14 protein-coding genes and 2 pseudogenes are annotated in these 10,394 nt (G+C 73.0%); 10 read left to right on the forward strand and 6 right to left on the reverse strand.

From position 1 onward, the window contains the following. The 4 genes and pseudogenes from AMK22_RS40410 to AMK22_RS36385 all read left to right on the forward strand — a co-directional run. Nucleotides 1-196: pseudogene (locus tag AMK22_RS40410) on the forward strand (hypothetical protein); the annotation flags it as partial. Between the two features lie 28 nt (nt 197-224). Then, nucleotides 225-911 (forward strand): TetR family transcriptional regulator, encoded by a 687-nt coding sequence (locus AMK22_RS36375; protein WP_079186598.1) that lies wholly within the window; start codon nt 225-227, stop codon nt 909-911. A gap of 142 nt (nt 912-1,053) precedes the next feature. After that, nucleotides 1,054-1,413, forward strand: a complete 360-nt coding sequence (locus AMK22_RS36380) for a Zn-ribbon domain-containing OB-fold protein (protein ID WP_242434313.1) — start codon at nt 1,054-1,056, stop codon at nt 1,411-1,413. A 131-nt stretch (nt 1,414-1,544) separates the two neighbouring features. Beyond that, nucleotides 1,545-2,432 carry an inositol monophosphatase family protein gene (locus AMK22_RS36385; protein ID WP_079186599.1) on the forward strand — a complete coding sequence of 296 codons (888 nt, stop codon included), beginning with the start codon at nt 1,545-1,547 and terminating at the stop codon, nt 2,430-2,432. A 148-nt stretch (nt 2,433-2,580) separates the two neighbouring features. Here the strand turns inward: AMK22_RS36385 and AMK22_RS36390 are convergent. Then, a pseudogene (locus AMK22_RS36390) lies at nt 2,581-3,083 on the reverse strand (hypothetical protein); the annotation flags it as partial. Between the two features lie 164 nt (nt 3,084-3,247). Between AMK22_RS36390 and AMK22_RS36395 the strand changes: the two are divergent. Beyond that, nucleotides 3,248-4,666, forward strand: coding sequence for a phytoene desaturase family protein (locus AMK22_RS36395; RefSeq protein ID WP_073791963.1), 1,419 nt, complete (start codon nt 3,248-3,250; stop codon nt 4,664-4,666). Between the two features lie 84 nt (nt 4,667-4,750). Here the strand turns inward: AMK22_RS36395 and AMK22_RS36400 are convergent, their stop codons facing one another. After that, a complete protein-coding gene (locus AMK22_RS36400) occupies nt 4,751-5,662 on the reverse strand; it encodes a GNAT family N-acetyltransferase (protein WP_073791965.1) in 912 nt (303 codons plus the stop codon). A gap of 103 nt (nt 5,663-5,765) precedes the next feature. Between AMK22_RS36400 and AMK22_RS36405 the strand changes: the two genes are divergently transcribed. After that, nucleotides 5,766-6,308, forward strand: a complete 543-nt coding sequence (locus AMK22_RS36405) for an O-acetyl-ADP-ribose deacetylase (RefSeq protein ID WP_073791967.1) — start codon at nt 5,766-5,768, stop codon at nt 6,306-6,308. Between the two features lie 91 nt (nt 6,309-6,399). On the opposite strand, the gene rpsR is transcribed toward AMK22_RS36405, so the two are convergent. From rpsR to rpmG, 4 genes are read right to left on the reverse strand one after another with little or no spacing between them, the layout of a single operon-like run. After that, nucleotides 6,400-6,636, reverse strand: coding sequence for a 30S ribosomal protein S18 (gene rpsR / locus AMK22_RS36410; protein ID WP_073791968.1), 237 nt, complete (start codon nt 6,634-6,636; stop codon nt 6,400-6,402). A 55-nt stretch (nt 6,637-6,691) separates the two neighbouring features. After that, on the reverse strand, nt 6,692-7,846 hold the full coding sequence (locus tag AMK22_RS36415) for a CobW family GTP-binding protein (RefSeq protein ID WP_073791970.1): 1,155 nt from the start codon (nt 7,844-7,846) through the stop codon (nt 6,692-6,694). Continuing rightward, nucleotides 7,846-8,100, reverse strand: a complete 255-nt coding sequence (locus tag AMK22_RS36420; RefSeq protein ID WP_073791971.1) for a type B 50S ribosomal protein L31 — start codon at nt 8,098-8,100, stop codon at nt 7,846-7,848. The genes AMK22_RS36415 and AMK22_RS36420 overlap by 1 nt, the downstream gene beginning before the upstream one ends. A 50-nt stretch (nt 8,101-8,150) precedes the next feature. Further along, nucleotides 8,151-8,315: a 50S ribosomal protein L33 gene (gene rpmG / locus AMK22_RS36425; protein WP_073791973.1), complete on the reverse strand. Its 165-nt coding sequence runs from the start codon at nt 8,313-8,315 to the stop codon at nt 8,151-8,153. A 66-nt stretch (nt 8,316-8,381) separates the two neighbouring features. Between rpmG and rpmB the strand changes: the two genes are divergently transcribed. From rpmB to AMK22_RS36445, 4 genes are all read left to right on the forward strand, one after another. Next, nucleotides 8,382-8,618: a 50S ribosomal protein L28 gene (gene rpmB, locus AMK22_RS36430; RefSeq protein ID WP_073791974.1), complete on the forward strand. Its 237-nt coding sequence runs from the start codon at nt 8,382-8,384 to the stop codon at nt 8,616-8,618. Beyond that, the gene (rpsN, locus tag AMK22_RS36435) at nt 8,618-8,923 is read left to right on the forward strand and encodes a 30S ribosomal protein S14 (protein ID WP_073791976.1); all 306 of its coding nucleotides are present in this window, start codon (nt 8,618-8,620) and stop codon (nt 8,921-8,923) included. The genes rpmB and rpsN overlap by 1 nt, the downstream gene beginning before the upstream one ends. Nucleotides 8,924-9,076: 153 nt before the next feature. Continuing rightward, nucleotides 9,077-9,316: a hypothetical protein gene (locus tag AMK22_RS36440; protein WP_073791978.1), complete on the forward strand. Its 240-nt coding sequence runs from the start codon at nt 9,077-9,079 to the stop codon at nt 9,314-9,316. Between the two features lie 99 nt (nt 9,317-9,415). Further along, nucleotides 9,416-10,394, forward strand: a 979-nt coding sequence (locus tag AMK22_RS36445) for a bifunctional transcriptional activator/DNA repair enzyme AdaA (RefSeq protein ID WP_199883427.1), incomplete at its 3' end; no start/stop codon positions are given.

Raw genomic sequence — 10,394 nt, forward strand, 5'->3', positions numbered from 1 at the left:
CCGCCAGCAGAGCTTCGGCCAGGTGCGTAACGCGTACATCCGCGTGGTCAACCAGATCCAATTCGAAGTCGCCCCCGAGCTGCGCCCCTTCGTCTCGCCTGATCGCCGCCGGGGACGCTCGACCGTGGCCACCGACGGCTCAAAGGAACGCAGTGCCAGAAAGCGTCTTTCGGTGCTACGTTCCCCGCATGACTGACGCACGCAGACCGGCGAAGAAGGCTCCTATGCGGGAGGTGCTGGCAGAGGCCGCCTTCCAGCTCTTCCTGGAGCGGGGCTTCGAGCGGACCACGGTGGACGACATCGTGGCCCGGGCCGGGGTCGGGCGCCGGTCGTTCTTCCGGTACTTCCCCTCGAAGGAGGACGCGGTCTTCCCGGACCATGAGCGGTGTCTCGCCGACATGACCGCGTTCCTGGCCGCGGCCGGCGACATGGAACCGGTCGACGCGGTGTGCGACGCGGCCCGCCTCGTGCTGCGCATGTACGCGGCCAACCCCGAGTTCTCCGTCCAGCGCTACCGGCTCACCCGGGAGGTGCCCGGGCTGCGGACCTACGAACTGTCCGTGGTGCGCCGGTACGAGCAGACGCTGGCCGGCCACCTCCGTGAGCGCTACGGCGACGCGCGGGACGGCGCGCTCCGTGCCGAGGTGATCGCCGCGTCCGTGGTCGCCGCGCACAACAACGGACTGCGCACCTGGCTGCGCTCGGGGGGCGAGGGCGACGCGGAGGCGACGGTGGACCACGCCTTCGGGCTGGTGCGGAGGGTGTGGGGGAGTGTGGCGGCCGGGGATGTGTCGCCGCCCTCGGCCGACGGTGGCGCGGCCGACGGCGACGTGGTGGTGATGGTCGCCGCGAAGAACGCGCCGATGTGGCGGGTGGTGCAGCAGATCGAGTCGGTCATCGGCCAGGACTGACGCCGGAAGTCGCCTCTTTGGCACTGAGTGCCTTTACGTTTCGGCACTCAGTGCCCTATGGTGCGGACGCGCCGACGCGCACGCATGGCGCATCCGAGCCGAGCGCAAGGGGTCGAACGTGTCCCAGTCGTCGAATGACACCGTGCAGACGGAGCGTGAGGAAACCGGCCTGCACTACCACCGCTGCCGTTGGTGCGGCACGGCCTCGTTCCGGAGGCTGCTGTGCCCGGTGTGCGCGTCGAGTGATCTGAAGTCCGAACACAGCGACGGTCTGGGCGTCGTGGTGAGATCCGGCGTCGTGCACCGCTACACGGAGGCGGCACGCAACGAGTCGCTCGTCAGGCTCCCCGAGGGATTCGTGTTCCGTTGCCGCGTCGTGGGCGCCGCACCGCACCTCGTGGCGGTCGGTGCGCGGGTGCGACCGTTGGGCGGGGGCGATCCGACCGCCGGTGAGGTGGTCTTCGAGCTCTGCGAGCCGCCGAGGAGGGACGACTGGCTCTGAGCCCCTGGACTTCGAGCGTCCGGCTCGGTGTGTCGCGCGCCACACGGGTGCGGCCCGTCGTACACCTGGCGGCCACCTTCCCGCCATGGGCAGGTCATCGGTTTCCCCGCGGGGCGTGATTGGCTGGGGGCATGATGGATGAACTTCTCGCCGGAATCGCGGAAATCTCCGCAATCGTCGGGAACACCGACACCGACGGCGGCGGTCCCGCCGGACGCCTGAACGACGTCGAGGAGGCGGTGCGCGCGGCGGCCGCCGCCGAGATCATGCCCCGCCACCGGCAGCTCGCCGCGCACGAGATCGTCGAGAAGAACGGCCCGCACGACCTGGTCACCGTCGCCGACCGGCTGGCCGAGGAACACCTCACCGCCTCGCTGTCCCGGCTCCTGCCCGGCTCGCTCGTGGTCGGGGAGGAGGCGGTCCACGCCGATCCTTCGGTGTACGACGCGCTGGACGGTGACGCTCCGGTGTGGATCGTCGACCCGGTCGACGGCACCCGCCAGTTCGTACGCGGTGAACCGGGCTTCTGCACCCTGGTCTGCCTCGCCCACCGCGGCGAACTCCTCGCCTCGTGGACCTACGCCCCGGCCCTCGACCAGATGGCCGTCGCGGTCCGCGGCCGGGGCGCCACGCTGAACGGGCAGCCGATACGGTCCGGCACGCCCGCCCCCGGCGCCGTTCTCGAAGTGGCCACGTCGCACCCCGACTACACCACCGACGCACAGAAGCGGGCACTGCTCGGCCTGCGTACCGACGGCATCGACGCCCGGCCCTGTGGCTCGGCCGGTCTCGAATACCTCGCCGTCGCGCGCGGGGAGCTCGACGCGGTCGCCTTCACCTGGGAGTACGCCTGGGACCACGCGGCCGGTCTGCTGCTCGTCGCCGAGACGGGCGGCGCCCAGGCCACGCTCTCCGGCGCCCCCTTCCGGATCGCCGGAGGCAATGACCTGCCGTTCACGGCGGGCCGCGACGGGGCGACCGTCGAACGTGTCCTGAGCGCGCTGCGCGAAGGCGCCTGACCACGGCCACCGCCCGGCAGTCCCCGGCCCCGTCCGTCGTGGGTCAAGTCAGGGCCCCGGTCCCTCGGCCGTCCGCGCCCTCCCGGCCGCCCGCGCCCTCCCGGCGTTCCGCGCCGTCGGCGCCGTCCGGGCCTTCCCCGCCGCCGGGCGCGAGGGCCGACCGGACGCTCCGTACCCGTTCCGACGCCCGCTCCACCGCCGCCGGGTCCAGCCCCCGCATCACCTCACCGACTCGTGCGGCGAGGTCCTGGGAGCGTCCGGCAGCGCGGCCGCGACGGCCGGCGCGCCCTTCTCGTTCAGGCACCACACGCGGTGGTGGGCGTGGAGCGACTGGGCGAGGATGCCGAACGCGCGCGACAGACACAGGGCGACATGGAGCGTGTCGCCGACGGAGGACGACTTGCGGGCGCCCTCCACCAGGAACTCCGCCTCCCACGCGGCTTCCCAGGGGCCCCAGCCGCCGGGCCCCGCGACCGCTGCGGGAGCGCCCCGGACCTCGGAGGCCGGCGCGATGAGCGCGGCGACATCGGGGACGCCGTGACAGCAGACGCCCGGATCCCGGTCGGAGTCCGGGCGATGCGTGCCTCGGACCCGGCTGCCGACCAGGGAGACCGCGCGGACACCGGGCACCGGGACGAGCCGGGGGGCCATGTCGGCGATCCGGGCGGGCACGATCGGGGCCTCCCGTGTCACCGGCGGCCGCCGAGCGGGAGAGTTCGGTGGCTCGATCGCGCGTGACCCCACCCCGGCCCGCGCCGCCGGAGGCTCGGAATATCCTGGACGTGCTGGCCGTCGGCTGACGAAGGAGTCCGAAGGTGCCGTCGATGCTCGATGCCGTCGTCGTGGGGGCGGGGCCCAATGGACTGACCGCCGCGGCCGAACTGGCCCGGCGCGGTTTCGCCGTGGAGGTCTTCGAGGCGGGTGACACCGTCGGAGGCGGTGCCCGCACGGAGGAACTCACGTTGCCGGGCTTCCGCCACGATCCCTGTTCCGCCGTCCATCCGCTGGGCATCGGTTCGCCCGCGTTCGCCGCCATGCCGCTCGCCCGGCACGGTCTGGAGTGGCTCCAGCCGGAGCTGGCGCTGGCCCATCCGTTCCCGGACGGGTCCGCCGCGGTGCTCACCGGGTCCGTGGGGGAGAGCGCCATGTCGCTCGGCGCCCAGGACGCGGGGGCCTACCGCAGACTCGTCGCCCCGTTCCTCGGCCACTGGGACACCCTCGCCGAGGACTTCCTGCGCACCCCGTGGGACGGGCTGCCCCGTGACCCGTACCGCTGGGTGCGTTTCGGTCTCGACGCGCTCCAGCCCGCGACGCTGCTCTCCCGCCGATTCCGGGGCGAGAAGGCGCGCGGGTTGCTCGCCGGGCTCGCCGCCCACGCCATCGCGCCCGTCAGCGGGGTGGCGACCGGCGGGATCGCCCTGCTCTTCGCCCTGGCCGCGCACGAGAAGGGCTGGCCGGTGCCGCGCGGCGGATCGCAGGCCATCTCCGACGCCCTCGCCTCGTACGTACGAGAACAGGGCGGCGCGATCCGCACCGGCACGGAGGTCAGGCGCCTCGATGAACTCCCGCCCGCCCGGGCGTACGTCTTCGACACCTCGCCCTCCGCCCTCGCCCGCATCGCGGGCCTGGGCCGCGCGTACAGCGGTTACCGGTACGGCGCGTCCTGCTTCAAGATCGATTACGCGCTGTCGGGCCCGGTCCCGTGGACCGCTCCGGAGGCGCGCCGGGCCGGGACGGTCCACATCGGTCCCACGGCCGGTGAGATCGACGCCGCGCTGAGCGCCGCCGTGGCGGGCCACGACCCGAGCGTGCCGTTCCTGATCACCGCGCAGCCCAGCCTGATCGACCCCTCCCGCGCGCCCGAGGGCCGGCACGTCTTCTGGGCGTACGGACACGTCCCGGCGGGCTGGGAGGGCGATGCCACCGAGGTCATCGAACGTCAACTGGAGCGTTTTGCCCCAGGGTTCCGTGATCTGGTGCTGGCCAGGGCGGTGGCCGGTCCACCCCGGATCGCGGCGCGCAACGCCAATTACGTGGACGGCGACATCGCGTGCGGCGCGTTCGCCGGTCTCCAGACGGTGATCCGTCCCAAGCTGGCGCGTGTCCCGTACGCGACGGCCCATCCGGCGGTGTTCCTGTGCTCCTCGGCGACCCCGCCCGGCCCGGGGGTCCACGGCATGTCCGGCCACCATGCGGCGAAGGCGGTGTGGAGGCGCCTGCGCACGATGTACTGACGGCACGTCAGGTGTGGAACCGGCGCCTGACGTGCGCGTGGGCCGGGGCCGTCGGGTGTGGACAGGTCCCGGGGGCCGGGCCCGTCAGGCCGGGCGGGACAGGTCGATGGAGCGGTGCTCCTCCACGACGTGGTAACCGGCGCTCGTGTACAGGTTCATCGCCACCTCGTTGCCGCCCCACACGGTGAACATCAGCGCCGAGTCGCCCGCCGCGAGCGCGGCCCGTTCCCCGGCCGTCATCGCGGCCCGCCCGTACCCTCTGCCGCGATGCCGCTCCTGGACGTGCAGCGAGTACCCGTAGGTGACGCCGGGAAGATACCCGTGCTTCAACCAGCCGGTGCCGATCTTCTCGCCGCCTGTTTCAAGTACCAGGAACGTGTTGCCGGGCGTGGCCAGGCCCTCGGGGATCAGCTTCGCGAAGTCACGGTCGGACTTGCGTGCGGCGTCCTCGGGACTCAGCGCTCCCGCCCGGACGATGCCGTGTACGTAGGAGTCCTTCTCCGCGGCGAGCCATTCGGGGAATTCGTCCGGAGCCATCGGGCGTGCGGTGATGCCGTCGAGCGGTTCCGGCGGGGATGCCACGGGCCGCGCCCTGACCTGGCCGCGGACGCCGTAGTCGTCGAACGGCGCCTCTTCGGGTCCCGTGAGCCGCACATCCACCCGGCGCGCTCCACGCTCCGCGCACCACCTCTCGGCCCAGTCCCTGGCGGCCCGTTCGTACCCCCGTCCGGCGTGCGACGCGCCGACGCGGAGGTCGCCGATACGGCCGGCGGGCCTGCCGTGGTCGTCGGTCACGACCACGGCGACGTGCCCCACTCGGGTACCGGCCTCCGCGATCTCGACGACCGTCCAGTCGAGGATGTCGGCGCGCACCTCCTCGACCCTGCGCGCCACCGCGGCCTCGCCGAGCCCGGCGGCCGTGTACGCGGCGCGCAGCCGCTGCTCGAAGTCCCTCTGCCAGTCGGCACTTTCACCCAGGGTGTTGAATTCCGTCACCCGGTCACACTGCCACGTGGTCCGGGGAGCGGGCGTGTGATTTCGCCGTCGGTGCGCTGCCGCCGCGGGACGCCGCCCGCCCCGGGCGCGGCATCATGGGTGTATGAGTACACCTGAACCCGAGGCCGTCACCATCACTCTGGTACGGGGCGACATCACTCGGCAGTCCGCCGATGTCATCGTCAACGCGGCGAATTCCTCCCTGCTCGGTGGGGGCGGGGTCGACGGAGCGGTGCATCGGCGTGGAGGGCCCGAGATCCTGGCCGCCTGCCGTGAGCTGCGGGCTTCGCGGTACGGGAAGGGGTTGCCCACGGGGCGGGCGGTGGCGACGACCGCGGGGAGGCTGGACGCCCGGTGGGTGGTGCACACCGTGGGGCCGGTGTGGAGCAGGGGAGAGGACCGCTCCGAGCTGCTCGCCTCCTGTTACCGCGAATCACTGCGCGTGGCGGCGGAGCTGGGGGCGCGGACGGTGGCGTTTCCCGCGATCTCGACGGGGATCTACGGCTGGCCCATGGACGACGGGGCGCGCATCGCCGTCCGTACGGTGCTCGCGGAGGCCGTCGCGCCGGTCGAGGAGGTGCGGTTCGTGTTGTTCGACGCGCAGGCGTATGCCGTGTTCGAAGAGGTTCTGTCGGCGCGCGGTTGAGCGCGGCGGAGCGCGACCGCCGTCGCGCGGGGAAGGACCGCGCGGCCTCGGCGCGCCGGGGAGGTGCACGCCGAGACCACGCGGTGCGCTGTCACTTGTGAGGAGTGGGCAGCAGGGCCATTTCACGGGCGTTCCTGATCGCGCGGGCGAGCAGCCGCTGCTGCCGGGCGGTGACGCGGGTCAGGCGACGGCTGCGGATCTTGCCGCGGTCCGAGATGAACTTCCGCAGCAGATCGGTGTCCTTGTAGTCGATGTAGGTGATTCCGGCCGCGTCCAGCGGATTGGGCCGGGCCTTCGGTGACGCGCGCTGGTCGTCGCGTCGTGCCATATGAACTCCTTGCGGTTTTCGGATGGTTGTGTATTCGGAGGGCGTGAGGGCGAGGTCAGGGGACCGGGTCGAGGAACGAGTCGAACGGGGCGGGGAGCCGCTTCCACGCCTCGGGCCCCTCCGCGTATTCGGCATCGGTGAGGAGGCAGGAGTCGAGGACCCGGACCACCCCGTCGCGGTCCAGGGCCGGTGAGGTGAAGACCAGGTGCTGGCAGCGGTCGCCGTGCTCGGGATGCCAGTCGAGCGCGGCCGCGGCCCTGCGCACCGGGGGCACCAGGTCCCAGGCGGCGTCCGGGAGCGACGCCAGCCACGGACCCGCGCTCTCCACGCAGAGCGCGCCGCCCGCCGCGTCCCAGGCCAGCAGGGTGTCGGGCCGGTCGGCGAGCCAGAAGCGGCCACGGCTGCGGGCCGCCGCGCAGCACAGGTCCTCCAGCGCCCGGTACAGCCGTTCGGGGTGGAAGGGGCGGCTGCGGTGCCAGACGAGCGTGGTGACACCGGCCTCGTCCGCCTCCTGCGGCAGCAGCGCGCAGGCGGGGTGCTGGGCGGCGGCGGCCGAGTCCACGTCGAAGCCGGCGAAGGCGAGGCGGGCCAGTTCCGGGGATCCGGCGGGCACATGACGGGCCGTCGGGTGGAGCTGGGCGAGGAGAGCGCGGTCCTCGTCGTCCGCCGCCTCGTTGTCCACGAGGGCGAGCACGGGCGCGTACTCCAGCTGACGCGCCCAGGTGTCGCCCACGGTCCGCCGGTCGTTCGCCGCCGCCGCGAGTCCCGCCTCGGCCAGGTCGTCGCCGTTCCCGAGGTACGGCAGCACGAGCGCGGGATCGACGGCGGTGATGACATTGGTGAGTTCGAGCACGTCGCCGCCGTGCGCGACGACCACCTCGGCCATCGTCCGGGGTTCGACGGAGTCCCACAGCTCGACGATCGCCGGCCCGGCCGGACCGGCGTCGGCCAGCCGCCGCAGCTCGGGAACCAGGTCCTCGCGCAGCGCGCAGCAGGCGCAGTCGTCGACGAGCGGGGTGTCCGCGCCGGACAGTTCGCCCGAGGCGTTGCGCACGGTGCGTCGCACCGTCCCCTCGGCGGCGTCGGTCAGATCGTGGTGCAGGGCGACGCTGCCGGGGACGGTGCGCAGCAGCCGTTCCACGACCTCCCTGCGGGCTTCGGAGTGGAGACCGCCGACGATCACGACGGGCAATCGCGTCGCGCTCCGCATCAGTTCGCCCCGCGTCGGCCGTAGCGGCGTTCGAACCGCTCGACGCGTCCGGCGGTGTCCAGTACGCGCGCGGTGCCCGTGTAGAAGGGGTGGCTCGCGGAGGAGATCTCGACGTCCACGACGGGGTAGGTGTTGCCGTCCTCCCACATGATCGTCTTGTCGCTGGTCACGGTGGAGCGGGTGAGGAAGGCCGACCCGGCCGCCTTGTCGCGGAAGACGACGGGGCCGTACGGCGGGTGGATTCCTGGCTTCATGGCGGGTCCTTCGGGGAGGGGAGCCCGGACTGGACGTCCGGAGCGGTCGGTCAGCGTTCTTCGCGGAAGTCGACGTGCCTGCGGGCGACCGGGTCGTACTTGCGCAGAACCATGCGTTCGGGGTCGCTGCGACGGTTCTTGCGGGTGACGTAGGTGTAGCCGGTCCCCGCGGTGGAGCGGAGCCTGACGACGGGGCGCAGTTCGGTGCGAGCCATGCCGCTACTATATGGCAATGATTTCCATTTCCAATACGCGGTCCGCCGCGGGAAACGAGTAGTGCCATGTCCGCCCACTGCCAACTGACCGGCGCCCGCCCTGGCTTCGGCAACCGCATCTCCCACTCGCACCGGCGCACCTCGCGTCGCTTCGACCCCAACATCCAGCGCAAGCGGTACTGGCTGCCGAGCGAGGGGCGCAGCGTCCGGCTGACGCTCAGCGCCAGGGCGATCAGGACGGTCGACGCCATCGGTGTCGAGGCGGCCGTCGCCCGCATCCGGGCCAGGGGGGAGAAGGTCTGATGGCGAAGAAGAGCAAGATCGCACGGAACGAGAGGCGCAAGGCGATCGTCGAGCGGTACGCCGCCCGCCGCGCCGAGTTGAAGGAGATCGTCCGGCGGCCGTCCAGTACGGACGGCGAACGCCGTGCGGCGGCGGACGAGCTCCGGCGCCAGCCCCGCGACGCGAGCGCCACCAGGGTGCGGAACCGCGACGCGGTGGACGGACGGCCGCGCGGGCATCTGCGGAAGTTCGGGCTCTCCCGCGTGCGCGTGCGCGAACAGGCCCACGCCGGGCTGCTGCCGGGGGTCACCAAGTCCTCCTGGTGAGAGGACCGTTCGGGGCGGTGGCGGGGGAGCGGTGCCGGCCGCCGCCCCATCGACCGGTACGGATGATCAGGCCGCCACCCGGCCGGTCCGTAATGGTTCGGCCGCCTGGTTCATCCGTAGCGGTGGGCGGGCCGACGGTGCGTACTGGCCGGCGTGCGCGGCCGGGCCTTCGCGTCCTCCGGCGCCGCGCTGAACGGTGCCAACCTGACCGGAACCGCGCTCGGCGGCCCGGCGGTGAGCCTGCTCGGGGGCGCCGGTGCGCCGGCGCCGGCCGGCATCGACACCCTCGTCGTGAGCCTCGCCGGTGCCCCGGTGCTGTTGCGCGGGCGGCGCGAGACCGGCCGGACGTCCACCACCGGAACGGCCCGGCCCGTCGGACCGGTACGGGACTGAGAAAGGTGCGGGACCCGGGCGGAGGAGAGTGCCTGGCAGTGCGAGGTCGATGTCGGATTCTCGCCAGCCCGAGGGCGCCCGGTGACCCATGCTGGAGACATGTACACGGACACCGAGCGCTGCGTACGGGCGGTCCAGTCGAAGGACGCCCGCTTCGACGGCTGGTTCTTCACGGCGGTTCTCACCACCCGGATCTACTGCCGCCCCAGCTGCCCCGTCGTGCCGCCCAAGGTCGAGAACATGACCTTCTACCCCAGCGCCGCCGCCTGCCAGCAGGCCGGATTCCGGGCCTGCAAGCGCTGTCGGCCCGACACCAGCCCCGGCTCCCCGGAGTGGAACGCCCGCGCCGACTCCGTCGCCCGCGCCATGCGCCTCATCCGCGACGGTGTCGTCGACCGCGAGGGCGTCCCCGGGCTCGCCGCCCGACTCGGCTACTCCGCCCGGCAGATCGAGCGTCAACTCCTTGCCGAACTGGGTGCGGGCCCGCTCGCCCTGGCCCGCGCCCAACGGGCCCAGACCGCGCGCCTGCTCATCGAGACCACCTCGTTGCCCATGGCAGAGGTCGCGTTCGCCGCCGGGTTCGCCTCGATCCGCACCTTCAACGACACCGTGCGCGAGGTCTTCGCCCTCGCCCCGGGCGAGCTGCGCAGCCGCGCCGCCCGGTCCGCGACACCGACACCCGCCCCGGGGGTGATCACGCTGCGGCTGCCGTACCGGGCACCGCTGAACCCCTCCAACCTCTTCGGACACCTCGCCGCCACCGCGGTCCCCGGTGTCGAGGAGTGGCGCGACGGTGCCTACCGCCGCACGCTCACCCTCCCGCACGGGCACGGCATCGTCTCCCTCACCCCGCGCCCCGGCCACATCGGCTGTCGGCTGTTCCTCACCGACCCCCGGGATCTCACCCTCGCCATCAGCCGCTGCCGCTGGCTGCTCGACCTGGACGCCGACGCCCGGATGTCACGCCCGGCGCACGCACTGCACGGGTCGCGCCCGGCGCCCACGCTGCGCCCGGCGCCCACGCTGCGCCCGGCGCACCCGGCGCACCCGGCGCGGACGGGCGGGGCGCCAGCGTGGT

The organism is Streptomyces sp. CB01580 (assembly GCF_001905795.1).
Lineage (GTDB): Bacteria > Actinomycetota > Actinomycetes > Streptomycetales > Streptomycetaceae > Streptomyces.

Coding starts and splice junctions, on each gene's coding strand:
- rpsR (WP_073791968.1), bottom strand. CDS start 6,636: ATGGCACGACGCGACGACCAGCGCGCGTCACCGAAGGCCCGGCCCAAT.
- rpmB (WP_073791974.1), top strand. CDS start 8,382: ATGTCCGCCCACTGCCAACTGACCGGCGCCCGCCCTGGCTTCGGCAAC.
- AMK22_RS36405 (WP_073791967.1), top strand. CDS start 5,766: ATGAGTACACCTGAACCCGAGGCCGTCACCATCACTCTGGTACGGGGC.
- AMK22_RS36415 (WP_073791970.1), bottom strand. CDS start 7,846: ATGCGGAGCGCGACGCGATTGCCCGTCGTGATCGTCGGCGGTCTCCAC.
- AMK22_RS36385 (WP_079186599.1), top strand. CDS start 1,545: ATGATGGATGAACTTCTCGCCGGAATCGCGGAAATCTCCGCAATCGTC.
- AMK22_RS36375 (WP_079186598.1), top strand. CDS start 225: ATGCGGGAGGTGCTGGCAGAGGCCGCCTTCCAGCTCTTCCTGGAGCGG.
- AMK22_RS36420 (WP_073791971.1), bottom strand. CDS start 8,100: ATGAAGCCAGGAATCCACCCGCCGTACGGCCCCGTCGTCTTCCGCGAC.
- rpsN (WP_073791976.1), top strand. CDS start 8,618: ATGGCGAAGAAGAGCAAGATCGCACGGAACGAGAGGCGCAAGGCGATC.
- rpmG (WP_073791973.1), bottom strand. CDS start 8,315: ATGGCTCGCACCGAACTGCGCCCCGTCGTCAGGCTCCGCTCCACCGCG.